Origin of the sequence: Brevundimonas sp. UBA2503 (assembly GCF_002341485.1) — a bacterium.
GTDB lineage: Bacteria > Pseudomonadota > Alphaproteobacteria > Caulobacterales > Caulobacteraceae > Brevundimonas > Brevundimonas halotolerans.
This window is the reverse complement of sequence record NZ_DDOD01000021.1, coordinates 39,077-63,165: the sequence shown is the minus strand read 5'-3', so window position 1 is coordinate 63,165 and position 24,089 is coordinate 39,077. Positions and strand designations below refer to the sequence as shown.

Below are 24,089 nucleotides of genomic sequence, written 5' to 3'. Positions count from 1 at the left end.
GACTGATTCTGAAGAGGAAGACTGCCACATTCAGGTTAAGGTTACGCTTCGATCGTGGGGCCAAATTCACGCCGGAAGCTTATATTCAGCGCGGCGTCGACCTCATCCATGGTCGCCAGAATGCCCAGATCATGCAGGCTGGTGACCCCGTGCTCGCGTATGCCGCACGGCACAATGCCGCCGAAATGATCGAGGTCGGGCTCGACGTTCAGGCTGATACCGTGAAAGCTGACCCATTTGCGCACCTTGACCCCGATGGCGGCAATCTTGTCCTCGCGGGACCACCCCACGCCTTCCTGGGTCAGCCCCTTGCGCGTGACCCAGACGCCGACCCGCCCGTCCTTGACCTCGCCCTCGACGCCGAATTCGGCCAGCGCCCCGATGATCCAGCGCTCCAGCCCGCGCACCAGGCCGCGCACATCGCGCCCGCGCTCAGCCAGGTTCAGCATCACATAGCCGACCCGCTGTCCGGGCCCGTGATAGGTGAACTGCCCGCCCCGGCCCGTCCTGTGCACCGGAAAGCGGGCGTCGATCAGGTCCTCGTCCTTGGCCGAGACGCCCGCAGTATAAAGCGGCGGATGCTCCAGCAGCCAGACGCGCTCCGACGCCTCTCCGGCATGGATCGCGGCCACGCGCGCCTCCATCGCTGCCTCCGCTGCCACATAGTCCGCATAGCCCGGCGACACGATCCATTCGACGGGTCGGGAATCGGCGCGCAGCAGCGAGGAATCGGCAGAGCTTAAGGCTTGGGAAAGCATGACCCCCTCAATGTGGCGGATGGGGGTCCCCATGCAAGCTCCAACCCGAAGCCCATCCAGTAAGCCCGAGTCCGTCATGAGTCAGATCAACGCCGTCGATGTCGAGATTTCCGTCGTCCTCGGTCGCTCCGTGCTGCCCATGTCGCAACTGCTGAAGATGGGCAGGGGCGCCGTCATCCCGCTGAATGCCACCGAGACGGACGAGGTCTGGATCCTGGCCAACAACCACCCGATCGCGCGCGGCGAGATCTCGATCAGCGACGACCGCATCGCCATCACCGTCACCCGCCCCGCCGACGTGTACGACTATATGGCCGGCTCGGCCTGATACAGGCATGCGCCGGGGCTTTGGCCCTTCCCTTTCCCCGCGACCTGCGCTATCGCCCCCGCTCCGATGCGAGCGGTCGTGGCGGAATTGGTAGACGCGCAGCGTTGAGGTCGCTGTGGGGCAACCCGTGGAAGTTCGAGTCTTCTCGACCGCACCAGTCGGACCGGCCATTCGGGCGGCCATGAATCAGGGGGAGGATGACGCATGAGCAATCCCGACACCCTGAACGCACGCCCGCTTGAAACCGAAGAGCACGTGGCCCTCGACGAGGACTATGTGCTGACGGCGGCCTTTGTCGAAAAGGTCGTCGATGCCGCCGATGACGGCGATGGCCTGCGGCTGCGCGGCCTGCTGGAAGACCTGCACCCCGCCGACGTCGCCGACCTGATGGGCTTCCTGACGGTCGAGCACCGGGGCGTGGTCGTGCTGTGGCTGCCGCCCGAACTGCTGGCCGCCACCCTGCCCGAGCTGGACGACGGTATCCGCGAGGAGGTGCTGGAGCGCGTCCCCCACCTGACCCTGGCCGAAGCCCTGCAGGAGCTGGACTCCGACGACGCTGCCGCCGTGGTCGAGGACCTCGAGGACGACCGCCGCGAACGCGTTCTGGCCGCCATGCCCGATCTGGACCGGGCGGCGATCGAAAGCAGCCTGGGCTATGCCGAGGACTCCGCCGGTCGCCTGATGCAGCGCGAGGTGATGGCCGCGCCCCAGTTCTGGAGCGTCGGCGACACCATCGACCACGTCCGCGCCCAGGGCGAGGAACTGCCCGAGCTGTTCTTCGACATCTATGTGGTCGATCCGCTGAACCGGCCCGTCGGCGGCGTGGCCGTCAGCCAGCTGCTTCGCGCCCCGCGCAGCGCCGCCCTCACCGACCTGATGGAGCCGATCAACGAAATCGCCGTCGATCAGGACCAGGAAGAGGTCGCCTATGTGTTCGAAAAATACCACCTGATCTCGGCACCCGTGATCGACTCGGCGGGGCGGCTGGTCGGCCAGATCACCGTCGATGACATCGTCAACATCATCCAGGAAGAGAACCGCGAGGACATCCTGCGCCTCGCCGGTGTGTCCGACGAGGACCGCGGCTCGTCCATTTCAGAGATCGTGCGCGGCCGTGTGCCCTGGCTGGCCATCAACCTCGGCACGGCCGTACTCGGCGCCAGCGTCATCTCCTGGTTCGGGGCGACCATCGAGCAGATCATCGCCCTGGCGGTGCTGATGCCGATCGTCTCGGCCATCGGCGGCAATGCCGGCACCCAGTCGCTGACCGTCACCGTCCGCGCCCTCGCCACGCGCGAACTGAACCGGTCAAACTCCGTGCGGACCTTCTGGCGCGAGATCGCCGTCGGTCTGGCCAATGGTCTGGTGCTGTCGCCGCTGATCGGCGTGGCCGCCGCCCTGTGGTCGGGCGACTGGCGGATCGGGGCCGTCATCGCGACGGCCATGGTGCTGAACCTGATCGTCGCCGCGACCGTGGGCGTCCTGACGCCCCTGACCCTGTCGCGGCTGAAGTTCGACCCGGCGGTCTCTTCAGCGGTGTTTGTCACGGCCACGACCGATTTCTTTGGTTTCCTGATCTTCCTCGGCCTCGCCACCGTCGTCCTGCTGTAAGCTGACCGGCGTGGCGCAAGCCTTGCTGGAAGACTGGTACGGCGATGGTCGCCGTCTCGAATTGGGTCAATTGCGGTGTCTGAAGCCATCCGACACAAGATGAAGGTCTCCCGCGAGGGGGTGGTGCTCATCAAGAGCTTCGAGGGCTTTCGCGCCTCGGCCACCCGCGATGCCGATGGCGCATGGGTCATCGGCTATGGCCACCGGCTGACCGCGCGCGAGGGCCTGACGGTCGGTGAGGCCGACGCCGAACTGCTGCTGCAGTATGACCTGCTGCCCATCGTCAAGGCGCTGAACGCCGCGATGGACGAGGGCCGCATCCCCTCGCTCAACGCCCACCAGTTCGACGCCCTGGCCAGCTTCGCCCTGTCGGTCGGCATCGACACCTTCCTGACGTCGGACGTTCTCGAAACCCTCGGACGCGGCGCCACGGGCGAAGCGGCCGACGCCTTCGTCCACTGGCCCCAGCCGACCTCGCCCGAGGACAGCCTGCGCCGCCGGGCCGCCGAACGCGCCCTGTTCATGGCCGATCCGGGCCAGCCCGTCGCGCTCGCAGCCCTGTTGTCCGCCCCCCTGCCCCCTCCGGTCGCCGCGCCGCAGGCCGAGGAACCCGCCGCCGACGCCCGGGCCGAGGCCGTCGCGGCCCTGCTGGGCGAAACCGGCAACGACGCTCCTGCGGCCGAAGAGACCGTCAACATTCCCAATTTCGGACCGGTCGCGCTGGAGTCCGACGCCCCCGACGAGCCCATGGTCGGCCCCCCCGGCGATACCGACCGGAGCAACGACCCCGAGCCGTCGAACGCCCCGCTCAGTCTCTCGCTGTCGGGCCCGTCGCAGTCGCGTCAGATGGACCCCGCCGTCCAGCGCTATTCGCCCTATGCGGTTCAGGTGATCGGCCCCCTTCCGGCGCTCGCCCTCGCCGCCCATGCCGAGGCCCGCGTCGTCGCGCCCGAACCTGAGCTCCCTCCGCAGCCGGATCATGAGCCGGAGGTCCAGCCCGAACCTGCCTTTGAGGCGATGCCCGAGCCGGAGCCTCAACCCGAGCCCGCTCCCGAACCGGCGCCCGCGCTCGAACTGACCCCGCTGACCGAAGCCGAAGAGCCTGCGTCGCTCCGTCCCCTGTGGACCGAGGCCGACCGCAACACCGACCTCCAGCTGGACCAGTCGCCGCTGTTTATCGACGACGGGTCGCAGGCCGGCGTGCTGGTCCATGAGACGCCCGACGAACCCGCCCGCCGCTTTGACTGGCGCGAGACCGGGGCCTTCCTGATCATGGGCGGCGTCGGTCTGGCCGCCTGCACGGCCTCGGCCGCGGCCTTCCGCCTGTCGGTCGATCAGCCCTCGCCGATGGGCGAGACCACCCTGATCGCCGGGGTGCTGGCCTTCATCGGCGCGGCCTGTGTCGGGGTCTCGGCCTGGAACCTCTACACGCGGTTCGGACCCGGGCGCGGGACCACGACCGCCGATCCGACCGAAGACGAAGCGGCCTGACGTCGCACCGGCCGGAGGGTCTTCGCGGACCGCAGGATCGGTGCTAACCCGCTCGGCATGAGCATTCCCAACGCCCCCCAATCCATGGAATTCGGCCTCGGCGAGACCGCTGACGCCATCCGCGACACCACCGCCCGCTGGGCCACCGATCGTCTGGCCCCGCTGGCCGCCGAGATCGACGAAAAGAACGCGTTCCGCCGCGAGCTGTGGCCCGAGATGGGCGAACTGGGCCTGCACGGCATCACCGTGGAAGAGGAATGGGGCGGCCTCGGCCTCGGCTATCTCGAACACGTGGTCGCCATGGAAGAGGTCTCGCGCGCCTCCGCCTCGATCGGCCTCAGCTACGGCGCCCACTCCAACCTCTGCGTCAACCAGATCCGCCGCTGGGGCACGGATGAGCAGAAGGCCAGATATCTGCCCAAACTGATCTCGGGCGAACACGTCGGCTCGCTGGCCATGTCCGAGGCCGGCTCGGGCTCCGACGTCATGTCGATGAAGACCCAGGCCCGCAAGCAGGGCGACCGCTACGTCCTCAACGGCACCAAATTCTGGATCACCAACGCCCCCTCGGCCGACACCCTGGTCGTCTATGCCCGCACCGGCGACGGCAACGGCGGCGTTACGGCCTTCCTGATCGAGCGCGGCATGAAGGGCTTCAGCGTCTCGAAGAAGCTCGACAAGATGGGCATGCGCGGCTCCGACACCGCCGAACTGGTGTTCGAGGACTGCGAAGTCCCCGCTGAAAACATCATGGGTGGCGAAGGGCGCGGCGCGGCCGTCCTGATGAGCGGCCTCGACTATGAACGCGCCGTCCTGGCCGCAGGCCCGCTGGGCATCATGCAGGCCGCCCTGGATGTGGTCCTGCCCTATGTCCGCGACCGCAAACAGTTCGGCAAGCCGATCGGCAGCTTCCAGCTGATGCAGGCCAAGATCGCCGACATGTACGTCGCCCTGAACAGCGCCCGAACCTATGTCTATGCCGTCGCCAAGGCCTGCGACGCCGGCAAGACGACCCGCTACGACGCCGCCGGCGCCATCCTGCTGGCCAGCGAAAACGCCGTGAAGGTCAGCCTCGAGGCCGTCCAGGCCCTCGGCGGCGCCGGCTATACGAAAGAATGGCCCGTCGAACGCCTCGTCCGCGACGCCAAACTCTACGACATCGGCGCCGGCACGAACGAGATCAGGCGGTTCCTGATCGGCCGGGAGCTGCTGGGTTCGTAATGGCTATCGTTATGCTGATCCTGGCTCTCGGATTAGGCATAGCGGCATTCCGAACGCGTGACCGAGGCCTGCGCTTATTCTGGGGTGCAGCTTCAGCTTTTAACTTGATAGCCGCCGTCGTGATGATCGACGGCGGTGATGAGTACGCGTTCCACCTCCGTCCCGACGACGGGAACTATGAGCGAAGCTTCAGGCGTTAGGAACAAGTGCGGTCGGATGGGCTTTTCCCCTTTGAAAGGAGCCCCCCATGCCCGCCAAATCCCAGGCCCAACAGAAAGCCGCCGGTGCCGCCCTGTCGGCCAGGCGCGGCGACACGCCCAAATCCGAGCTGAAGGGCGCGTCGAAGTCCATGGCCGAGTCCATGTCCGAAAAGGAGCTGGAAGAGATGGCCAGCACCCAACGCAAGGGTAAACCCGAGCACGCGGGCGACTGAGGTCGCGCCGCATCTCCCCTCTCCCGGCGGGAGAGGGGTTGGGGGTGAGGGGCTAACCGTGTCCCTCGGCGTGAGCCGTCACACCGGTCCTGCCACGGCGTTCGCCGACGGACACCGACGACCCTCATCCGGCGCTCGCGCGCCACCTTCTCCCATCGGGAGAAGGGACAATGACGATGGGTCGAAGGCAGCAAATATGATACCCGCCTCGATATTCCCCAACCCTTTCAACACTCCCACCGTTTCCCGCACCGTTCTTCCCGCCTCACCTCAGGACCGTGCCACACTCCTCCCGTCCCGTCGCACGGAGGGCTCGTAAGGCCTGCGACCTTGTGAGCGGCGGGAGCGGATGGAGCGGGGTTGAAGGCGACGCTGTCCGGCTCTCTAGTCTCAGGGAGGCTTTGGGGGTCGGGCACAAGGCCCGCCGTCAACACTGGATCAGGGGGGATACCTGATCGTTCCGGGACCGGGCGCAGGCCCGGCCCGCCCGCCGGGGGCGCTGCGGTAAGGCGATAACACCGCCACCCGACGCAAGCTCCCGGAAAACCGTCCGCGCGGAGCGTCTGTCTTCGTCGAAACGGTATTTCTTGTTCTCATCCGGGCGAAGGCCCGGCGCTCCGCCTGCCCTCCAACCCGCCACACCCACGGACGGGGGCGTCAGCGTGCGCGGCACCAATCGAACCCAGGTCAGGACACGCCATTTCAGACCATTCAGACGGTTCAGACTATTCAGACGGTGTTTTCGGTCGCTTCCAGGGCGGTAGTTCGCCGTTGGCCTTCCTCGTGATTTCCTTGAGCTTGCGGCCCTGCAGCGTCGACAGGGCCTTGCCGGGGGCGCCCTTTTCCGGGTCGGCGAAGGCGCGGCCGTGTTCGGTGATCCGCTCGGACAGGGAATCGAGGAATTCGCTTTCCCATTCCGACAGGTCAACGCCCTCGGCCTCGGCGGTTTTGCGGGCCTTTTTCAGGGCGCGGAGGGCGGCGCGCTGCGCGGCCTTGCGCTCGGCCGTGCGCAGCTGCTCCAGCGTCGGCCGTTCCGGGCGGTCAGGCTTTGACCGCCGGATCAGGTTCAGATCTCGCCGAGGGCGGACAGATAGAGGTCGAGGATCGCCTCTTCCTCCTGGCGCTTGGCCTTGTCCTGCTTGCGGATGCGCAGAACCTTGCGCAGCACCTTCACGTCATAGCCCTCGCCCTTGGCTTCGGCGAAGACCTCCTTCATGTCGCCCATGACGGCCTGTTTGTCCTCTTCCAGCCGCTCCAGCCGCTCGATCAGCGAACGCAGGCGCCCCTGGGCGGTCGAGGTCAGCACATCGGGGCTGGATTCAAAGGCGGCGTCATCGGCCATGGGGGTCTCCGAAGGCAGGGGCGGGTCAGGCGACAGGCTTAACGGCTGGGCCGGGATGGCTCAACGTCAGGCACGAAAAAGGCCGCGGACATCGCCCGCGACCTGTGGATGGATCAACCGGCCACAGACGTGGCCAGCCAAACCGCCGTGCCTAGCCTTGCTTGGCTTTGAAGCGCGGGTCGGTCTTGTTGATCACATAGACCACGCCCTTGCGGCGAACGATCTTGCAGTCGCGGTGGCGACCCTTGAGCGACTTGAGAGAGCTGCGGACCTTCATGGTCTTTCGTCCTGCGGGCTGATCAGAATACAAAAAGCCGCAAGACCGGACTTGCGGCGGAGCGGTGCCTATAAAGAGGGGCGGCGCGGACGTCAACGCCCCTGTCCCAGCAATCCACCGGGGCACCTCACGCGCCTGTGTCCCCCATGCCGCAGTCCGCGCCCCGATGCCGCCATCATGGCAACGCTTTGTTGGGGCGACGCGCTTATGCTGCACACCCTATCCGAAGACCTCCCGCGACAGGACCCGAAACCTCGTGATCATGCGTATTTCTACCCGCCTCATCCTGATCGGTACCGTCGCGGCCTGCGCCCCCATGCTGCCCGAGCCGCCGCTGCCGTCGATGCCGCAGCCGGAGACGTCCCAGCCGATGACCCCGACTACGCAGCCCCCGGCCACCACGCCCTCGGCGACCGAGTCAGTCCCCGATCAGGCCGGGTTCGACGGCTGGAAACAGGGCTTCCTCGACCGTCACGGCGGCGCCCGCCGGGCCGAGTACGAGCGTGAACTGGCCGGGCTGGGCCCCGATCCCACCGTCATCCGGCTGGACGGCAACCAACCGGAATTCTCGCGCCCAGCCGGCGCCTATGTCCAGAATGCCGTGACTCCCGGCCGAATCGCCCAGGCGAAGCAGTTGTCGGACCGCGTGCCGTGGGCCGTCGTCCAGCGCTTTGGCGTGCCGACCGAAATCCTGCTGGCCATCTGGGCCCAGGAAAGCGCCTTTGGTCAGGTGCAGGGCGATTTCGACGTGATCCGCTCGCTGGCCACCCTCGCCTATGACGGTCGCCGCCGTGACTGGGCCGAGGGCCAGCTCAAGAATGCGCTCGACATCGTCATCGACGGTCGCCGCGCCCGCTGGGGCCTGAAAGGCAGCTGGGCTGGAGCCATGGGCCAGACCCAGTTCATGCCGGACAACTATCTGCGCCTCGGCATCGATCAGGACGGCGATGGTCGTGTCGACATCTGGGGTTCGGACGCCGACGCCCTGGCCTCGGCCGCCAATCTGCTGGATCAGGCGGGATGGAAGCGCGGCCAGACCTGGGGCTATGAGGTCATCCTGCCCGACAATTTCGACTATGGCCTGGCCGAAGGGCCGCGCCATGACTGGGCCTTCTGGAGTGCGCGTGGCGTGCGTCTGGCCCAAGGCGGCATGCCGAACGACGCGGAACAGGCCGAGGGTGCGACCATCCTGCTGCCGCAAGGTGCGCGCGGCCCGGCCTTCCTCGCCCTGCCGAACCACTATGTGATCCGCCGCTACAACAACTCGGTTTCCTATGCGCTGGCGATCGGCCTGACCGCCGACGGCATCCAGGGCAAGCCGGGCCTGACCCGAACATGGCCGGACGACGCCCCCCTGTCGCGTGACCAGCGAATCGGCACCCAGCGGGCGCTGACCAGCATGGGCTATGACACCCAGGGCATCGACGGGATCATCGGCGCCAACACCCGCGCCGCCCTTCGGCAGTGGCAGATCGACACCGGGCGGCTGGCCGACGGCTATCTGACCGCCGAGCTGGCCGATGAACTGATCCGTATGGCGCGATGAAACGGTTTTCGCTTCGCCTGATGGCGGCTTCCTGCTAACCGCCTGCGGTCATGAATCTCCCGCGCATCTCTTATGCCGCCTACGGCTTCGCCCTGACGATCATCATCGTCGATCAGCTGACCAAGGCCTGGGTCCTGGCCCGGCTGGGCACGACCGATCTGGCCCTGATCCCCAACGGCTTCCGGCTGCTGGATATCTGGCCGCCGTATCTGCGCTTTACCTATCTGCTGAATGACGGCATCAGTTTCGGCCTGTTCGGCGGCGGCACCATGCGGTGGATCCTGACGGTGTTCTCACTGGTCGTGGCCGGAGCGCTCGCATGGTGGGCCACCCGGGCCGACCGCCGCCTGCTGATCACCGCCATCGGTCTGGTCATGGGCGGAGCGCTGGGCAATGTCATCGACCGCATCCGCTTCGGCGGCGTGGTCGACTTCATCGACTTCTCGGGCACAGGCCTGTTCCCGTGGGTATTCAACATCGCCGACAGCGCCATCACCATCGGCGTGATCCTGCTGATCGTCGACGCCTTCCTGTCGGAACGTGACGCCCGCGAGGTTGGCGTCGCCAACGAAAAGTCGTAATCACAGGGTCTTCACTAAGATCCCAGGTGCCCGCCGCGCCACAGGAGCCGAGCCTATCCATGCGTAACCGTAAAGTTGTCGCCCTCGCCATTGTCGCCGTTGCCGGTCTCAGCCTTCAGGCCTGCACGGGTTTTCGCCAGAGCGTGGGCCTGACCAAGGTCACCCCGGATGAGTTCCTGACCGTGTCGCGCGCGCCGCTGTCGGTGCCGCCCGAATATGGCCTGCGCCCGCCGGTCCCGGGCCAGCCCCGTCCGCAGGACGTCACGCCCGAACTGGTCGCCCGCCAGATCCTGGCCTCGGAGCGTCAGTCGGTGACTCGCTCTGCCGGTGAGCAGGCCCTGGCCACGCGCGTAGGTGCCGGAACCGGCGAAATCGACGGCACGATCCGCTACGTCATCGACGACCAGTTCGGCGACATCGCCCACAAGGAAGAAAACTGGGCCAACCGCGTCATGTTCTGGCGTCAGGACGACCCGGCCACCCAGACCGAAACCCGCATGTTGACCGCCGATGGCGTGGTGCCCATCGACCCTTCGACGGAATATGAGCGCCTGCAGGCCCTGACCGGTGGCCGGAATGCCATCGTCATCTCGCCGCGCCGTTCGCCGGGCTTTAAACTGCCGGGCCTGTAAGCCCGGTCAGTCGACCAGGGCTCTGGGCAGTTTGAAGGTCACGGCCTCCCGGACGCCGTCGTCCTCGATCACGGTCGTGTCGAAGCGGGCACCGATGGCGTCCACCAGATCGGTGATCAGCTTCTCCGGAGCCGACGCGCCCGCGGTGACACCGACCGTCTGAACCGTGTCGAACCAGCGCCAGTCGATGGCAGAGGCATCATCGACCAGTCTTGCATCACGCGCCCCTGCGCGCAGCGCCACCTCGACCAGCCGCGCCGAGTTGGATGAATTGGCGGACCCGACAACCAGCACCAGATCGCTGCCCTCGCCCAGCCGTTTCACGGCCTCCTGACGATTGGTGGTGGCGTAGCAGATGTCTTCCTTGTGCGGATCCGGCAGCTCGGGGAAACGCGCCTTGAGCACCGACAGGATCTCGGCCGTGTCATCGACCGAGAGCGTCGTCTGGGTGGCATAGGCCAGAGGCTGGTCGCCCGGCCGCTGAAAGGCCTCGGCATCCTCGACGGTTTCGACCAGTGAAATGGCGCCCGCTGGCAACTGGCCCATGGTGCCGATCACCTCAGGGTGGCCCGCATGTCCTATCAGGATGATGTGGCGCCCCTCTTCGTGGCGACGCTCACACTCGACATGGACCTTGGAGACCAGCGGACAGGTGGCATCCAGAAAGAACATGTCTCGCGAGCGCGCCGCCTCCGGAACCGCCCGGGGGACGCCGTGGGCCGAAAACACGACCGGCCGGTCATCCGGGCATTCATCCAGTTCCTTGACGAAGACGGCCCCCAGCGCCTTCAGCCGCTCGACGACGTGTCGGTTGTGGACGATCTCATGACGCACGAAGACCGGTGCGCCATACTTCTCAAGGGCGCGCTCGACGATCTGGATCGCCCTGTCCACCCCGGCGCAGAAGCCGCGCGGCGTGGCCAGACGCACCACGAGCGACCGACGATCAGAGGGAGAAGGGGCTGTCATGTCCATGCCCCCAAACTAGGCATCCCGGAGGCTTTGCGCCACCAGCCGTTTGCGGTGCCTCGCTTTAGCCGTTATCAGCGGGATGCTGTTGCCTTCGGATACCGGGCAAATGGCCCAACCAAACCCGGGAATTGTAGAGACACAGATGCGTCGCGTTCTTGCCCTTGCCTTCGTCGCCGCCGTTTCCCTGGCTGTCCTGCCAAACGCTGCCCAGGCGCAGAGCCGACCGCAGGAAGGCGGCCAGAATGCCGACGGCTCGCCGTCCCAGACGCGTCAGCGCGCCCGTACCCTGCCGCTGGGGCGCCAGGCCAATGTCGGCCCCTGCCCGATTGTGCGCGTGCTGTACGATGCGGCCCGCTATGTCGAACTGGCTGATAACCGGGCACTGGCCGCCAACGTTGGCTACACGGGCGAGATCGAGGGTGTGACCTCGGACTGTCGCTATCGAGATGACGACCCGATCGTCGTGGACACCAACATGCTCTTTACCCTCGGCAAGGGGCCGAGCGCTGAAGGCGACGGTCGCACCTACCGCTATTGGGTCGCGGTCACCAGCCGCGATACCGCCGTGCTGGCCAAGCAGTATTTCGACCTGCCAGTCCAGTTCGACGGCGAAGACCGCACCAGCGTCAGCGAGTCCCAGACGATCGTTATCCCCCGCGCCAATGCGCAGACGTCGGGGGCTAATTTCGAAATCCTGATCGGATTCGATGTCACGCCCGAGATGGCCGAGTTTAACCGCGTCGGCAGCCGATTCTGCGTCGACGCCACCGGCACCAGCCCCGGGACCTGCATCAACCGATGACCGATCTGAAATCGCGCCTCGGCGAAGCAGTCACGGCTGCCTTCGCCGCCGAAGGCGTGGCCTCGGACAAGATTCGGGTCACGGCTTCCGATCGCCCCGACCTCGCGGACTTCCAGTCCAATGCCGCCATGGCCGTAGCCAAGGCGCACGGCACCAATCCACGCGATCTGGCTGGCCGGGTCGCCGCGCGCCTTGAGGGGCACGCCGACCTGACCTCGGTGGAGGTCGCCGGTCCGGGCTTCATCAATCTGGTCGTCTCCCCCGCCTCCCTGGCCTCGCGCGCCGCCGAGATCCTCGGCGACGAGGCCCGTCGCGGCGCGGAGCCGGTCGAGCAGGCCCGTCGCGTGATCATCGACTATGCGGGACCCAATGTGGCCAAGCCGATGCACGTCGGCCACCTGCGCTCGTCCATCATAGGCGAGAGCCTGAAGCGCCTGTTCCGCTTCCGGGGCGATCAGGTGTGGGGCGATGCCCACTTTGGCGACTGGGGCTTCCAGATGGGCCTGCTGATCGTCGCCTGTGCGGACGAAGGGCTCGGGACGCAGTTCATGGCTACGGAAGGCCCCTTCCCGGCCGACAGCCCGGTATCGCTCGAGGATCTGGAGCGGCTGTATCCCGCCGCTGCAGCCCGCGCCAAGGCCGAGCCGGAGTTCCGTGACCGCGCCCGCAAGGCGACCGCCGAACTGCAGGGCGGCCATGTCGGCTATCGCGCGCTCTGGGCCCATTTCGTCGCAGTCAGCCGTTCCGCGCTGGAGCGCGAGTTTGGCGCCCTGGGGGTGACCTTCGACCTGTGGAACGGCGAGTCGGACGCCGATCCCCTGATGGCCGGCATGATCGCCGATCTGGAGACCAAGGGCCTGCTGGTCGAGGACGCGGGCGCTCGTGTGGTTCACGTCGCCGGGCCGGGCGAGACCCGCAAGAAGAAGCTGGACGACGGCTCGGTCATCGAGGTGCCCAGCCCGCCGCCGCTGCTGGTCGTCTCGTCGGAAGGCTCGGCCATGTATGGCACCACCGACCTGGCCACCATCCTCGACCGCCGCCAGCGGATCGACCCCGAACTGATCCTGTACGTCGTTGATGAACGTCAGGCCGAACATTTCGAACAGGTGTTCCGCGCCGCGCGGCTGGCCGGCTACGCGTCGGACGGAGAGCTGCAGCATCTGGGCTTTGGCACCATGAACGGCCCGGACGGCAAGCCCTTCAAGACCCGCGCCGGCGGCGTCCTGAAGCTGCACGACCTGATCACCACGGCGACCGACAAGGCGCGCGAGCGGCTCAAGGAAGCCCGTCTGGGCGATGACCTGGCGCCCGAGGCCTTTGACGACACGGCCCGCAAGGTGGCGGTGGCCGCGCTCAAATTCGCAGACCTGTCGAACGCCCGGACCACCAGCTACATCTTTGACCTTGATCGCTTCATCAGCTTCGAGGGCAAGACCGGCCCCTATCTGCTGTACCAGTCGGTGCGCATCAAATCCCTGCTGCGTAAAGCCGGGGACGCGGTGCCGGCGGGCACGACAATCCGCGTGGATGAGCCCGCCGAGCGCGATCTGGTCCTGACACTGGACGCCTTCTCGGGCGCGGTGGCCGACGCCTATGACAAGCGCATGCCGCATCTGGTGGCCGAGCATGCCTATCGACTGGCCCAGTCCTTCTCGAAATTCTATGCCGCTTGCCCGATCCTGGTGGCTGAGGACTCAGATGTGCGAGCCTCGCGACTGGCCCTGTCACAGGGGACGCTCGCCCAGCTGGAACTGGCATTGGACCTGCTGGGCATAGCGACACCCGAGCGGATGTAGCCTAGTCTGGGGGGCCGTAAGTCCCGGAGCCCCGCCATGTCCCTGCACGAATTCATCGCCGGCCTGCCGAAGGCCGAGCTGCATCTGCACATCGAGGGCTCGCTGGAGCCCGAGCTGATGTTCGAACTGGCGAAGCGGAACAAGGTGTCCCTGCCCTTTGACAGCGTCGAGGCCGTGCGCGCGGCCTATGACTTCTCCAACCTGCAGGACTTTCTCGACATCTATTATGCCGGGGCCGATGTCCTGCGCACCGAGCAGGACTTCCACGATCTGGGCCTCGCCTATTTCCGGCGGGCGGCGGCGGACAGCGTGCGCCATGCGGAGATCTTCTTCGACCCCCAGACCCACACCGACCGGGGCATCCCCTTCCAGGTCGCGATCGACGGCTTGCTCGCCTCCATGGACAGGGCCGAAGCCGAGCTGGGCATCTCGTCGCGCCTGATCTTGTGCTTCCTGCGCCATCTGGACGAGGACGCCGCCTTTGCCACACTCAAGGCCGCCGAGCCCTGGCAGGACCAGATCCTCGGAGTCGGTCTGGATTCATCCGAAGTCGGCCATCCCCCGTCGAAATTCCAGCGGGTGTTCGAGCGTGCCGGTGACATGGGCCTCAAGCGTGTCGCCCATGCCGGCGAGGAAGGCCCGCCCGACTACATCTGGCAGGCACTGGACCTGCTGAAGGTCGACCGCATCGACCACGGCAATCGCGCCATGGAGGACCCGGCCCTGATCCGCCGACTGGTCGATGAGGGCATGACCCTGACCGTCTGTCCGCTGTCGAACCACAAGCTGTGCGTCGTTGACGACCTGGCGCGCCACCCCCTGCCCGCCATGCTGGAGGCCGGCTTGAAGGTCACGCTCAATTCCGACGATCCGGCCTATTTCGGCGGCTATGTGAACCGCAACTATGAGGCCATGGCCGACCAGACGGGCGTGACCCGCGATCAGCTGGTCGAGATCGCGGTCAACAGCTTCGCCGGATCCTTCCTGCCCGAGGCCGACAAGGCGCGGCATATCAGCGCCGTACAGGCGTATGCGGCCTAGAATGGCGGTCAGATAACGCTGATAAGTTTGCATTGCGAGCATGCCATCAAGCTCTACAGTATGCGCGCTGGGTCCGGCGATTTTGCCTGCCCATGGAGAAGCGCGAATGAAGACCTCTTTGTTGCTCACGACCCTTGCCGGGTTCTGTCTGATGGCCTCAGCCGCCAGCGCCCAGGACCCCTCGGCGGCCCCGACCTTCGGTCAGGTCAGTCTGTCGGCAGGCTTTACCAATGATCCCTATACCGTCGAGGTCTTCGCTGGTGGCCCCGTCGACGGCGGTGCCCTCCCCGGGTCTTGCGTGGGCAATATCGGCGACGCGCCTGACTTCCGCCTGAGCTTCAGCGGCAACGGCGCCATGCCGCTGTTCATCCGGACGATCTCCGGCTCTGACACGACCCTGATCATCAATGGTCCGGATGGTCAGTGGTACTGCGATGACGACAGCTTTGGCGACGGAGACGCCCAGGTGCGTTTCGGCCGTCCACAAAGCGGCGTCTACGACATCTGGGTTGGATCGTTCGACGGCAATCCTGAGACCATCCTGGTCATCACCGAGATCGAATAGACGCCGATGCCTGAACTGACACACCCTCCGGCAACGACGCCGGAGGGTGTTGTACATCAAGGGCTGCGGCAATCCCGCCCTTTCCCTACTGACGCTTGACTCCGGTCGCGGCTGCGCACAGGGAAGGCGGGCTCTCGCGGGAGAGATCGGGGTCATGGTTCTGACCCCGGAGCCGAAGGCGCAACCGCCCCGGAAACGCTCAGGCAAAAGGACCGCGAGGCGCATCAGACGCTGGAAAGAGCCCGGCCGGGCTCGCCGACGGAGCAAGGCGAACCCGTTCGCCGGAATCTCTCAGGCTTCGAGACAGCGGGGGCATCACCGGGCGGGAAACCGTCTGCGAACGAGAGCCCGACACCGATGACCGAGCTGAAGACCACACCCCTTAATGCGGCGCACCGGGCGCTGGGCGCGCGCATGGTCGGCTTCGGCGGCTATGACATGCCGGTCCAGTACGAGGGCGTTCTGGCCGAGCACCGCTGGACGCGCGACCACGCCGGCCTGTTCGACGTTTCGCACATGGGCCAGGCCCGGATTTCGGGCGCCGATGCCATCAGCTGGTTCGAGCGGTTCGTGCCCGGCGACTATCAGATCCTGAAGGACGGCAAGCAGAAGTATTCCCTGCTGCTGAACGAGGACGGCGGCATCATGGACGACCTGATGGCCGGCAAGCCCGACCACGGCGGCCTCTATGTCGTGGTCAATGCCGGCAACAAGGAAGAAGACTTCGCCTACCTCCAGGCGCGACTGGAGGGGGACGTGACCCTGACGCGTCTGGAAGACCGGGCGCTGCTGGCCATCCAGGGGCCTGAGGCCGCCGAGGTCATGGCCGCGCACGAGCCCGTGCTGGCCGAGATGGGCTTCATGGACTCGGCCCGGCTGATGCTGTTCGGCGCGGACTGTTTCATCTCGCGGTCGGGTTACACCGGCGAGGACGGCTATGAGATTTCGGTGCCGGGTGATCAGGCCGAGCGCATCTGGAACACCCTGCTGGAAGACGCCCGCGTCAAGCCGATCGGTCTGGGCGCGCGGGACAGTCTGCGCCTTGAGGCCGGCCTGCCGCTGCACGGCCACGACATCGACCCGACGACCAGCCCGGTCGAGGGCGCCCTTACCTTTGCCCTGTCGAAGTCGCGCAAGGAGCGCGCCGACTTCCCGGGGGCCGACCGCATCCTCAAGGAGCTGGCCGACGGCCCGGCCCGCGTCCGCGTCGGCCTGCACGTCAAGGAAGGTGCCCCGGCCCGTGAGGGCGCAGAGATTGCTGACGCCGGCGGCGCGGTGATCGGCACGGTCACCTCGGGCGGACCCTCCCCGACCCTCGGCCACAACATTGCCATGGGCTATGTGCCGCCAACCTTTGCGGCGCTCGGCACGGACCTCAAGGTCATCGTACGCGGCAGGCCTGCTGCCGCCACCGTCATCGCCATGCCGTTTGCGGCACAACGCTATTATCGCAAACCGAAAGCCTGAGAGATCAGACCATGAAGTTCACCAAGGATCACGAGTGGGTCAAACTGGACGGTGACATCGCCACCGTCGGCATTTCGAAGCACGCCGCCGACCAGCTGGGCGATGTCGTGTTCGTCGAGGTGCCCGAGGTCGGCAAGACCGTCGGCAAGGGCGACAGCTTCGCCGTCGTCGAGAGCGTCAAGGCGGCATCGGACGTCTATGCCCCCGTCTCGGGCGAAGTGGTCGAGGCCAATGACGCCCTGTCCGGCGCCCCCGAAACCGTCAATGCCGACGCCGAGGGCGGGGGCTGGTTCGCGAAGATCAAGGTCTCTGATGCCTCGCAGATCGAAGGCCTGATGGACCGCGCCGCCTACGACGCCTTCCTCGCCACCCTCTGACCCCTTCAACGCTGGATCTCCCCACCCATGCGCTACCTCCCCCTGACGCCCGACGACCGTGAGGCCATGTTGGCCGCCATCGGTGTGAAATCGATCGATGACCTGTTCGTCGATGTGCCGGAAGCTGCCCGACTGGCCGGCCCGGTCGATCTGCCGCGCGTGGCCGGTGAGCTGGAGGTCGAGCGGGCCCTCGGTGCCATGGCGGCCAGGAACGCCACGGCGGGGACGGTGCCGTTCTTCTGCGGGGCCGGCGCCTACAAGCACCATGTGCCGGCCACCGTGGACCATGTGATCCAGCGGTCCGAGTTCCTGACCAGCTACACCCCCTATCAGCCGGAAATCGCCCAGGGGACGCTGCAGTATCTGTACGAGTTCCAGACCCAGGTCGCGAACCTGACTGGCATGCCGGTCGCTAACGCCTCGCTCTATGACGGCTCGACCGCCATGGCCGAGGGCGTGCTAATGGCCACCCGCGTGACCCGTCGCAACAAGGCTGTGATCTCGGGCGGCGTGCACCCCCACTACGTCAAGGCGACCGAAACCGTGGTCCACGCCGTCGGCGTCGAGACCCTGGCCTTGGCCCCGGCGGTCGATGCCGAGGCTGCCGTGATCGACCAGATCGGGCCCGACACGGCCTGCGTCGTCGTCCAGACCCCGAACATCTTCGGCACCGCAACGGACGTGACGAAAATCGCCGAGGCGGCCCATGCCGCCGGTGCCCTGCTGATCGTCGTGGTGACCGAGGCTGTGTCGATGGGCCTGCTGAAGTCGCCCGGCGAGATGGGGGCCGACATTGTCGCCGCCGAGGGCCAGTCGATCGGCAATGCGCTGAACTACGGCGGACCCTACGTCGGGCTGTTCGCCACGCGCGACAAGCTGGTGCGCCAGATGCCGGGCCGTCTGTGCGGCGAGACGGTCGATGCCGATGGCGAGCGGGGGTTCGTCCTGACCCTGTCGACGCGCGAGCAGCACATCCGCCGCGACAAGGCGACCTCGAACATCTGCACCAACTCGGGCCTGTGCACCCTGGCCTTCACCATCCACATGAGCCTGCTGGGCGAGACCGGCCTGCGCCGCCTGGCCCTGCTGAACCATGAGAAGGCCGTCGCCACCCGCGATGCGCTCAAGGCCATTCCGGGCGTCGAGATCCTGACGCCGCGCTTCTTCAACGAGTTTGCGATCCGGCTGCCCAAGCCCGCAGCCGAGGTCGTCGAACAACTGGCCAATCACCACATCCTGGCCGGTGTGCCCTACAGCCGCCTGGCCCCCGATGCGGGCATGGACGACGTACTGCTGGTCGCCGCGACCGAGACCACGACCGACGCTGACATCAAGATCCTGGCGACCGCGCTCGCCAAGGTTCTGGCGAACTGAGGACCGGACCGATGAGCACCATGAACACCGTCGGCCGTCCGACCACCCCGAACCGGGTCGAGAGCAAACCTGCCACCCTGACCGGGGGCCGGGGCCTGCTGCAGAACGAGGCCCTGATCTTCGAGGGTGACGGCTGGGGCAAGACCGGCGTCGACCTGCCGCAACCTGCGACAGACGGCTCCGATCTTGGCGACCTCGTACGTCGTGATCCGATCGGCCTGCCGGGCCTGTCGGAGCCCGAGACCATGCGCCACTATGTGCGCCTGAGCCAAAAGAACCACGCCATCGACCTGGCCATCTATCCGCTGGGCTCGTGCACGATGAAGCACAACCCGCGCCTGAATGAGAAGATGGCGCGTCTGCCGGGCTTCTCCGACATCCACCCGCTGCAGCCGCAATCGACGGTGCAGGGCGCGCTGCAACTGATGGACAGCCTCTCGCACTGGCTGACCACCCTGACCGGGATGCCGGCGGTGGCCCTGTCGCCCAAGGCGGGGGCCCACGGCGAACTGTGCGGCCTGATGGCCATCCGGGCCGCCCACCGCGCCGCCGGCAACGGCCTGAGATCCGACACGCCGCGCAACAAGGTGCTGGTGCCCACGAGCGCCCACGGCACCAATCCGGCCACCGCCGCCTTCGTCGGCTATACGGTTGTCGAGATTGCCCAGACCGAGGACGGGCGTGTTGATCTGGCGGACCTTGAGGCCAAGCTGGGCGACGATGTTGCGGCCATCATGGTCACCAACCCCAACACCTGTGGCCTGTTCGAGCGCGACATCCTCGAGATCAGCCGCCTGACGCACGAGGCCGGCGCCTACTTCTACTGCGACGGGGCCAACTTCAACGCCATCGTCGGCCGGGTGCGGCCCGGCGACCTCGGCGTCGATGCCATGCACATCAACCTGCACAAGACCTTCTCGACGCCGCACGGTGGCGGCGGGCCGGGTGCGGGTCCGGTGGTGCTGTCCGAGGCGCTGGCGCCGTTCGCACCGGCCCCCTGGGTCGTGAACACCGGCGACGGCTTCAAGCTGGTCGAGCGTGAGGAAGACGAGGCCGAGCAGGCCTTCGGCCGCCTGTGCGCCTTCCAGGGCCAGATGGGCATGTATGTCCGCGCCCTCAGCTATATGATGAGCCACGGCTCGGACGGTCTGCGTCAGGTGGCCGAAGACGCCGTGCTGAACGCCAACTACATCAAGGCCCGCCTGTCGGACGTGATGAGCGCTGCCTTCCCTGAGGGGCCGTGCATGCACGAGGCCCTGTTCGACGACGAATGGCTGAAGGGCACGGACATCACCACGCTCGACTTTGCCAAGGCGATGATCGACGAGGGCTTCCACCCGATGACCATGTACTTCCCGCTGGTCGTGCACGGGGCCATGCTGATCGAGCCGACCGAGACGGAGTCCAAGGCCGAGCTGGACCGCTTCATCCACGCCATGCGCGCCCTCGCCGAAGCCGCCAAGGCGGGCGACAAGGACCGCTTCAAGGGCGCCCCGTTCCACGCCCCGATGAAGCGGCTGGACGAGACCCGGGCGGCGCGCCAGCCGGTCCTGCGCTGGACCGCGCCGGACGGCTCCAACATGGCGGCAGAATAGGCTCCCGACTTGCCATACCCCCGTGTCCTCACGACATGGGGGTATGACCTCCTTTACGACCGACGACATTCCCGACCTCACCGGCCGCCGCGCCATCGTGACCGGCGCCAACAGCGGCACCGGCTTTGAGACAGCGAAAGCGCTTGCAGCCAGGGGAGCCGACGTCATCGTCGCGGCCCGCAGCCATGACCGGGCGATCGCCGCCATCGCGGATATCAAGGCGAAGCAGCCCGACGCCCGCCTCCGGTTCGAGGAACTGGACCTGTCGCGGCAGGCCTCGGTGACGGCCTTTGCCCAACGCCTGCTGGCCGAAGGCCGGCCGATCGACATCCTCGTCAACAATGCCGGGGTGATGGCCCTGCCCGCTCGCCGGGAGACCGAGGACGGCTTCGAGATGCAGCTGGCCACCAACTACCTCGGCCATTTCGCCCTGACCGGGCGGCTGCTGCCCCTGCTGCAGGCCGGAACCGCCCGCGTGGTGCAGGTGTCCAGCATCGCCCACCGGCAGGGCCGGATCCGCCTCGACGACCTCAACTACACTCAGGGGTACGACGCCTGGCCCGTCTATGCCCAGTCCAAGCTGGCCATGTTGATGTTCGGGCTGGAACTGGATCGCCGCAGCCAGGCGAACGACTGGGGCCTGACCAGTGTCGTGGCCCACCCCGGCGTCGCCCGCACAGGGCTGATCGCTAATGGTCCGCTGGTCGGCTCGCGGATCGGGCGGTCGCTGCACCGGTGGGTCGTCAGGCCCCTGATCGAGCCCCTGGTCACCCACAGCCAGGCCGCCGGGGCCCTGCCGATCCTGATGGCGGCAACGGCGCCCGACATTGCCCCGGGCGCCTATCTCGGGCCAACGAAGATGCGCGAGATCAAGGGACCACCGGGGCCCGCTGTGCCCGCAGAACAGGCTCTCAACGCCGACATGGCGGCCCAACTGTGGTCAACATCCGAAGCCTTGACGGGCCTCCGCTGGGGCCCTCGCTGACCCTGCGCACGGGATTGTGAACACAGCCTCCCCTGATGAGCGTATGATGACCCTGCGTAATCAGAACCCAAAACAAGCGTTGGGAGGCGCATTGGTCATGATGTCACGCGTTTACAAAGGTATGATCGCCGGCTTTGTGGCGGCACTTGCTGTTGCAGCACTTGAAGCCGCACAGTTGTGGGCCGGTCCCTGGGTCGCAGGGTTTCCCCGTCTTGTTACGGTGATGCTCGGAACGGACTCGATTCCATGGGTCGGCTGGGCCGGACACTTCCTGGTTGGCACCCTGATCCTTGGGCCCCTGTTCGGCATCCTGTGTCCGCGGATGCCCACTGAAATGCCGGAAACAAAAGGCGTGGTCTTTGCCGTCGGTGCCTTCATCGTGATGGGCCTGACGATCGCGCCGCTCACCGGCATCGGCATGTTCGGCATGCGCGCCGGCTTCTTCACCGTCGCCTGGCTGGTGCTCACCCACGTCGTGTTTGGTGCGGTGATGGGCAATGTCTATGCCCGTATGGTCGGCAAGGCCTGGCGGCAGGAACGGGTCCGCGACCACGTACATCTGGCGCACTAGCCCGGAATGCGAAACGGCCCCGGAGGATCACTCCGGGGCCGATGTCGTTGGGCAGTTTCTAGAGGCGCCGCCTAGTTCAGGCGAGTCCCCATTTGGGCGATAGCCTCATCGACCAGCGGATCGCGCGTCTGCGAGGCCAGACGAGCCGCCAGAATGTCTTCAGCGGCCTTGATGGCCAGCTCCGCAGCAGCAGCCTTGACCTCAGCGGTGGCCTGGGCCTCGGCCTGAGCAATGCGACGTTCGGCCAGCGTCTGGCGACGGGCGAGCGCTTCCTCCAGCTTGACCTTGGCGTCCTCTTCCAGACGACGCGCATCAGCCTCGGCGGCTTTCAGCATGTCGGCCGCCTGGGCCTCGGCCTCGGCCTTCTCAAGCTTGATCTGTGCCAACAGGGCCTCGGCCTCGGCGCGAAGACGTGCGGCCTCGTCCAGCTCGGACTGGATTTTGGTAGCGGCTCCGTCCAGCTGGGCAGCGATCATGCCCGGCACCTTGACCAGTACCAGGATGCCGAAAAACACGACCAGGCCAACGCCAACCCAGAACTCGGCATTGCCAAGGTCCCAGAAATATCCGGTGAGAAAAGCGGGCATCAGGCGGCTCCCTTGACGGCGGCGTCGGTTTCGGCAGCCGTCGCGGCCTTGCCGGTCAGCTTCTCGACGATGGCGCGGGTCGTGTCCGAGGCAATCGACGAGACATTCGTCATGGCCGCGTCACGGGTCTTGCCGATCGCGGCTTCGGCCTCTGCGATACGGGCGTTGACAACGGCCTCTTCCTCAGCCGCGCGGGCGTTGGCGGTATCAGTGACGCGAGCCTTGGCCGCAGCAGCAGTCGCGCGGGAGGTAGCGCGGGCCTGCTCGACCTCGGCCTTGGCGACCTCAGCCTGGCCAGCGGCTTCAGCCTGCACCTGGCGGGCGGCTTCGATGGCGGTCGCAATCGTCCCGGCGCGTTCATCCTTCACGCGGCGCAGGCGTGGCAGGAAGACCTTGGAGAGCAGGACGTAGAGGACGGCGAAAATGATCAGCAGCCAGAAGATCTGGCCGGCCCACCACTGGAACTCGAACTGGGGCAGACCGCCGCCCGAAGCATGTTTGGCTTCCGTGCCGGCAGCATAGGCGTCGCCATGCTCGCCTGTCGGCGCAGCAGCGGAGACGTCATGGGTCGGGGGGGCGTCGCTGGATTGCACAGCCATGTTCAGTCCGGTTCAGAAAGAGCGACGGGCGGCGGCGATCCGAAGGGACCGGCCACCGCCCGATTGGATCGTCAGGTTTAGCTGAAGAGGATCAGCAGGCCGAGCACGAAGGCCAGAATGCCCAGCGCTTCGGTCAGGGCGAAGCCCAGAACCAGGTTGGTGAACTGGCCGCTGGCGGCCGAAGGGTTACGCAGGGCGCCCTGCAGGAAACCCGAGAAGATCGTTCCCACGCCGATACCGGCGCCGATCATGCCGAGGGTGGCCAGGCCAGCACCGATGTATTTTGCGGCTTCAGCTTCCATGATGTTTGTCCTTTGAATGAAGCGATTGAAGGTTGGTGGATGGATCAGTGGTCCCCGGCGTGAACGGCGTCGTTGAGATAGACGCAGGTCAGGACCGCGAACACAAAGGCTTGGAGGAAGGCGACCAGAAACTCCAGCGCCGTCAGGGCCAGAACGCCACCGAAGGCCAGGATGGCGGCGACATAGGCCAGGTAGGCGACGCCTCCGGCCGAAGCGACCGCGCCCAGTGAGACGATGAAGCCGGCGAACACCTTCATGGCGACGTGGCCGCCCAGCATGTTGCCGAACAGACGAAGCGAGAGGGTGACGGGACGCAGGAAGAAGGAGATCACCTCGATCGGCACCACGAACAGCAGCATGTACCAGGGCACGCCGGACGGGGCGAACAGCTTGAGGAAGCCGAGGCCGTGCATGGCGAAGCCGACCACGATGACCAGCAGGAAGGTCATCAGGGCAAATGTCAGCGCGACGGCCAGCTGGGCGGTGGCCGTGAAGACCGTGAACATGCCGAGCATGTTCATCGCCAGGATGAAGATGAAGAGCGTGAAGACGAACGGGAAGAAGGCGCGGCCCTGCGAGCCGATGATGCCGGTCGCCAGGTCGTCGATGAAGCTGAACATGCCCTCGCCAACGACCTGCAGGCGGCCGGGAACGACCTTAGGCGAGGCCGTGACGATGGCAAAGAAGAGGACGACAATCGTCGCCGCCACAAACATGGCGACGGTGGAGTTGGTGATCGAAAGGTCAACCAGCCCGAGGCCAGGCACATTCACCGGGGCGATCTCCACCACCGGCTTAACCTCGAACTGTTCCATCGGATCGGCCATGCCGCCGTG

The 24,089-nt window shown here is 66.5% G+C and carries 27 protein-coding genes, 1 tRNA gene and 1 riboswitch; of the genes, 20 read left to right on the top strand and 8 right to left on the bottom strand.

All coding sequences use genetic code 11. The features are described 5' to 3' along the window. Positions 1–41: 41 nt before the first annotated feature. Positions 42–758, bottom strand: coding sequence for a lipoyl(octanoyl) transferase LipB (gene lipB / locus B4K74_RS10045; RefSeq protein ID WP_286692811.1), 717 nt, complete (start codon positions 756–758; stop codon positions 42–44). A 19-nt stretch (positions 759–777) separates the two neighbouring features. Between lipB and B4K74_RS10040 the strand changes: the two genes are divergently transcribed. The 7 genes from B4K74_RS10040 (at position 778) to B4K74_RS13465 (ending at position 6,894) form a co-directional block, all read left to right on the top strand. Further along, positions 778–1,086 (top strand): FliM/FliN family flagellar motor switch protein, encoded by a 309-nt coding sequence (locus B4K74_RS10040; RefSeq protein ID WP_414631004.1) that lies wholly within the window; start codon positions 778–780, stop codon positions 1,084–1,086. Positions 1,087–1,158: 72 nt separating this feature from the next. Next, positions 1,159–1,243: transfer RNA gene (locus B4K74_RS10035), tRNA-Leu, on the top strand. Positions 1,244–1,290: 47 nt separating this feature from the next. Then, on the top strand, positions 1,291–2,697 hold the full coding sequence (mgtE, locus tag B4K74_RS10030) for a magnesium transporter (protein ID WP_286692810.1): 1,407 nt from the start codon (positions 1,291–1,293) through the stop codon (positions 2,695–2,697). 99 nt (positions 2,698–2,796) lie between these two features. Further along, the gene (locus tag B4K74_RS10025; RefSeq protein ID WP_286692809.1) at positions 2,797–4,188 is read left to right on the top strand and encodes a lysozyme; all 1,392 of its coding nucleotides are present in this window, start codon (positions 2,797–2,799) and stop codon (positions 4,186–4,188) included. A gap of 57 nt (positions 4,189–4,245) precedes the next feature. After that, positions 4,246–5,409 carry an isovaleryl-CoA dehydrogenase gene (locus B4K74_RS10020; protein ID WP_286692808.1) on the top strand — a complete coding sequence of 388 codons (1,164 nt, stop codon included), beginning with the start codon at positions 4,246–4,248 and terminating at the stop codon, positions 5,407–5,409. A gap of 247 nt (positions 5,410–5,656) precedes the next feature. Beyond that, on the top strand, positions 5,657–5,842 hold the full coding sequence (locus B4K74_RS10015) for a DUF3008 family protein (RefSeq protein ID WP_123287085.1): 186 nt from the start codon (positions 5,657–5,659) through the stop codon (positions 5,840–5,842). Between the two features lie 866 nt (positions 5,843–6,708). Continuing rightward, complete coding sequence (locus B4K74_RS13465) at positions 6,709–6,894, top strand: hypothetical protein (protein WP_164461905.1); 186 nt, start codon at positions 6,709–6,711, stop codon at positions 6,892–6,894. 14 nt (positions 6,895–6,908) lie between these two features. Here the strand turns inward: B4K74_RS13465 and B4K74_RS10005 are convergent, their stop codons facing one another. Both B4K74_RS10005 and ykgO read right to left on the bottom strand, forming a co-directional pair. Further along, entirely contained in the window at positions 6,909–7,184 is a 276-nt protein-coding gene (locus B4K74_RS10005; RefSeq protein ID WP_286692807.1) for a DUF2312 domain-containing protein, read from the bottom strand. A 151-nt stretch (positions 7,185–7,335) separates the two neighbouring features. Next, complete coding sequence (ykgO, locus tag B4K74_RS10000; RefSeq protein ID WP_006274063.1) at positions 7,336–7,461, bottom strand: type B 50S ribosomal protein L36; 126 nt, start codon at positions 7,459–7,461, stop codon at positions 7,336–7,338. A gap of 262 nt (positions 7,462–7,723) precedes the next feature. Here ykgO and B4K74_RS09995 point away from each other — a divergent pair, with 262 nt between their 5' ends. From B4K74_RS09995 to B4K74_RS09985, 3 genes are read left to right on the top strand one after another with little or no spacing between them, the layout of a single operon-like run. After that, positions 7,724–9,007, top strand: a complete 1,284-nt coding sequence (locus tag B4K74_RS09995) for a lytic murein transglycosylase (RefSeq protein ID WP_286692806.1) — start codon at positions 7,724–7,726, stop codon at positions 9,005–9,007. 50 nt (positions 9,008–9,057) lie between these two features. Continuing rightward, complete coding sequence (gene lspA, locus B4K74_RS09990; RefSeq protein WP_286692805.1) at positions 9,058–9,588, top strand: signal peptidase II; 531 nt, start codon at positions 9,058–9,060, stop codon at positions 9,586–9,588. A 59-nt stretch (positions 9,589–9,647) separates the two neighbouring features. Beyond that, positions 9,648–10,220 (top strand): DUF3035 domain-containing protein, encoded by a 573-nt coding sequence (locus B4K74_RS09985; RefSeq protein WP_286692804.1) that lies wholly within the window; start codon positions 9,648–9,650, stop codon positions 10,218–10,220. 6 nt (positions 10,221–10,226) lie between these two features. On the opposite strand, the gene ispH is transcribed toward B4K74_RS09985, so the two are convergent. Further along, positions 10,227–11,189 carry a 4-hydroxy-3-methylbut-2-enyl diphosphate reductase gene (gene ispH / locus B4K74_RS09980; protein ID WP_414631003.1) on the bottom strand — a complete coding sequence of 321 codons (963 nt, stop codon included), beginning with the start codon at positions 11,187–11,189 and terminating at the stop codon, positions 10,227–10,229. A gap of 145 nt (positions 11,190–11,334) precedes the next feature. On the opposite strand from ispH, the gene B4K74_RS09975 reads away from it, so the two are divergent. From B4K74_RS09975 to B4K74_RS09930, 10 genes are all read left to right on the top strand, one after another. Next, positions 11,335–11,994, top strand: coding sequence for a Tat pathway signal sequence domain protein (locus B4K74_RS09975; RefSeq protein ID WP_123287096.1), 660 nt, complete (start codon positions 11,335–11,337; stop codon positions 11,992–11,994). Beyond that, entirely contained in the window at positions 11,991–13,790 is a 1,800-nt protein-coding gene (gene argS / locus B4K74_RS09970; protein WP_286692802.1) for an arginine--tRNA ligase, read from the top strand. The genes B4K74_RS09975 and argS overlap by 4 nt, the downstream gene beginning before the upstream one ends. 36 nt (positions 13,791–13,826) lie before the next feature. Then, positions 13,827–14,831 (top strand): adenosine deaminase, encoded by a 1,005-nt coding sequence (locus tag B4K74_RS09965; RefSeq protein ID WP_286692801.1) that lies wholly within the window; start codon positions 13,827–13,829, stop codon positions 14,829–14,831. Between the two features lie 106 nt (positions 14,832–14,937). Next, a complete protein-coding gene (locus B4K74_RS09960) occupies positions 14,938–15,396 on the top strand; it encodes a peptidase S1 (protein ID WP_123287102.1) in 459 nt (152 codons plus the stop codon). Positions 15,397–15,523: 127 nt separating this feature from the next. Next, positions 15,524–15,621, top strand: a riboswitch (glycine riboswitch). 132 nt (positions 15,622–15,753) lie between these two features. Then, positions 15,754–16,863 (top strand): glycine cleavage system aminomethyltransferase GcvT, encoded by a 1,110-nt coding sequence (gene gcvT / locus B4K74_RS09955; protein WP_286692800.1) that lies wholly within the window; start codon positions 15,754–15,756, stop codon positions 16,861–16,863. Between the two features lie 11 nt (positions 16,864–16,874). Further along, the gene (gcvH, locus tag B4K74_RS09950) at positions 16,875–17,240 is read left to right on the top strand and encodes a glycine cleavage system protein GcvH (protein WP_286692799.1); all 366 of its coding nucleotides are present in this window, start codon (positions 16,875–16,877) and stop codon (positions 17,238–17,240) included. A 27-nt stretch (positions 17,241–17,267) separates the two neighbouring features. Beyond that, the gene (gene gcvPA / locus B4K74_RS09945) at positions 17,268–18,614 is read left to right on the top strand and encodes an aminomethyl-transferring glycine dehydrogenase subunit GcvPA (RefSeq protein ID WP_286692798.1); all 1,347 of its coding nucleotides are present in this window, start codon (positions 17,268–17,270) and stop codon (positions 18,612–18,614) included. Between the two features lie 11 nt (positions 18,615–18,625). Next, positions 18,626–20,209 (top strand): aminomethyl-transferring glycine dehydrogenase subunit GcvPB, encoded by a 1,584-nt coding sequence (gcvPB, locus tag B4K74_RS09940; RefSeq protein ID WP_286692797.1) that lies wholly within the window; start codon positions 18,626–18,628, stop codon positions 20,207–20,209. A gap of 43 nt (positions 20,210–20,252) precedes the next feature. Continuing rightward, positions 20,253–21,194: an SDR family oxidoreductase gene (locus tag B4K74_RS09935; RefSeq protein ID WP_286692796.1), complete on the top strand. Its 942-nt coding sequence runs from the start codon at positions 20,253–20,255 to the stop codon at positions 21,192–21,194. 46 nt (positions 21,195–21,240) lie between these two features. Further along, on the top strand, positions 21,241–21,765 hold the full coding sequence (locus B4K74_RS09930) for a DUF6789 family protein (RefSeq protein ID WP_286692795.1): 525 nt from the start codon (positions 21,241–21,243) through the stop codon (positions 21,763–21,765). Between the two features lie 71 nt (positions 21,766–21,836). Here B4K74_RS09930 and B4K74_RS09925 read toward each other — a convergent pair whose 3' ends face one another. From B4K74_RS09925 to B4K74_RS09910, 4 genes are all read right to left on the bottom strand, one after another. Then, a complete protein-coding gene (locus tag B4K74_RS09925) occupies positions 21,837–22,352 on the bottom strand; it encodes a F0F1 ATP synthase subunit B (protein WP_123287113.1) in 516 nt (171 codons plus the stop codon). After that, entirely contained in the window at positions 22,352–22,951 is a 600-nt protein-coding gene (locus tag B4K74_RS09920) for a hypothetical protein (RefSeq protein ID WP_286692794.1), read from the bottom strand. The genes B4K74_RS09925 and B4K74_RS09920 overlap by 1 nt, the downstream gene beginning before the upstream one ends. Positions 22,952–23,028: 77 nt before the next feature. After that, on the bottom strand, positions 23,029–23,253 hold the full coding sequence (locus tag B4K74_RS09915) for a F0F1 ATP synthase subunit C (protein WP_123287116.1): 225 nt from the start codon (positions 23,251–23,253) through the stop codon (positions 23,029–23,031). A gap of 44 nt (positions 23,254–23,297) precedes the next feature. After that, positions 23,298–24,080, bottom strand: coding sequence for a F0F1 ATP synthase subunit A (locus tag B4K74_RS09910; protein WP_123287117.1), 783 nt, complete (start codon positions 24,078–24,080; stop codon positions 23,298–23,300). Between the last annotated feature and the right edge of the window lie 9 nt (positions 24,081–24,089).

Coding starts and splice junctions, on each gene's coding strand:
- ispH (WP_414631003.1), bottom strand. CDS start 11,189: ATGACAGCCCCTTCTCCCTCTGATCGTCGGTCGCTCGTGGTGCGTCTG.
- argS (WP_286692802.1), top strand. CDS start 11,991: ATGACCGATCTGAAATCGCGCCTCGGCGAAGCAGTCACGGCTGCCTTC.
- B4K74_RS10020 (WP_286692808.1), top strand. CDS start 4,246: ATGAGCATTCCCAACGCCCCCCAATCCATGGAATTCGGCCTCGGCGAG.
- B4K74_RS09965 (WP_286692801.1), top strand. CDS start 13,827: ATGTCCCTGCACGAATTCATCGCCGGCCTGCCGAAGGCCGAGCTGCAT.
- B4K74_RS09930 (WP_286692795.1), top strand. CDS start 21,241: ATGACCCTGCGTAATCAGAACCCAAAACAAGCGTTGGGAGGCGCATTG.
- mgtE (WP_286692810.1), top strand. CDS start 1,291: ATGAGCAATCCCGACACCCTGAACGCACGCCCGCTTGAAACCGAAGAG.
- B4K74_RS09960 (WP_123287102.1), top strand. CDS start 14,938: ATGAAGACCTCTTTGTTGCTCACGACCCTTGCCGGGTTCTGTCTGATG.
- lspA (WP_286692805.1), top strand. CDS start 9,058: ATGAATCTCCCGCGCATCTCTTATGCCGCCTACGGCTTCGCCCTGACG.
- B4K74_RS09975 (WP_123287096.1), top strand. CDS start 11,335: ATGCGTCGCGTTCTTGCCCTTGCCTTCGTCGCCGCCGTTTCCCTGGCT.
- ykgO (WP_006274063.1), bottom strand. CDS start 7,461: ATGAAGGTCCGCAGCTCTCTCAAGTCGCTCAAGGGTCGCCACCGCGAC.
- B4K74_RS09910 (WP_123287117.1), bottom strand. CDS start 24,080: ATGGCCGATCCGATGGAACAGTTCGAGGTTAAGCCGGTGGTGGAGATC.
- B4K74_RS09920 (WP_286692794.1), bottom strand. CDS start 22,951: ATGGCTGTGCAATCCAGCGACGCCCCCCCGACCCATGACGTCTCCGCT.
- B4K74_RS10040 (WP_414631004.1), top strand. CDS start 778: ATGGGGGTCCCCATGCAAGCTCCAACCCGAAGCCCATCCAGTAAGCCC.
- lipB (WP_286692811.1), bottom strand. CDS start 758: ATGCTTTCCCAAGCCTTAAGCTCTGCCGATTCCTCGCTGCTGCGCGCC.
- B4K74_RS09995 (WP_286692806.1), top strand. CDS start 7,724: ATGCGTATTTCTACCCGCCTCATCCTGATCGGTACCGTCGCGGCCTGC.
- B4K74_RS09985 (WP_286692804.1), top strand. CDS start 9,648: ATGCGTAACCGTAAAGTTGTCGCCCTCGCCATTGTCGCCGTTGCCGGT.
- B4K74_RS09915 (WP_123287116.1), bottom strand. CDS start 23,253: ATGGAAGCTGAAGCCGCAAAATACATCGGTGCTGGCCTGGCCACCCTC.
- gcvH (WP_286692799.1), top strand. CDS start 16,875: ATGAAGTTCACCAAGGATCACGAGTGGGTCAAACTGGACGGTGACATC.
- B4K74_RS10015 (WP_123287085.1), top strand. CDS start 5,657: ATGCCCGCCAAATCCCAGGCCCAACAGAAAGCCGCCGGTGCCGCCCTG.
- B4K74_RS10025 (WP_286692809.1), top strand. CDS start 2,797: ATGAAGGTCTCCCGCGAGGGGGTGGTGCTCATCAAGAGCTTCGAGGGC.
- B4K74_RS09925 (WP_123287113.1), bottom strand. CDS start 22,352: ATGCCCGCTTTTCTCACCGGATATTTCTGGGACCTTGGCAATGCCGAG.
- B4K74_RS10005 (WP_286692807.1), bottom strand. CDS start 7,184: ATGGCCGATGACGCCGCCTTTGAATCCAGCCCCGATGTGCTGACCTCG.
- gcvPB (WP_286692797.1), top strand. CDS start 18,626: ATGAGCACCATGAACACCGTCGGCCGTCCGACCACCCCGAACCGGGTC.
- gcvT (WP_286692800.1), top strand. CDS start 15,754: ATGACCGAGCTGAAGACCACACCCCTTAATGCGGCGCACCGGGCGCTG.
- B4K74_RS09935 (WP_286692796.1), top strand. CDS start 20,253: ATGACCTCCTTTACGACCGACGACATTCCCGACCTCACCGGCCGCCGC.
- gcvPA (WP_286692798.1), top strand. CDS start 17,268: ATGCGCTACCTCCCCCTGACGCCCGACGACCGTGAGGCCATGTTGGCC.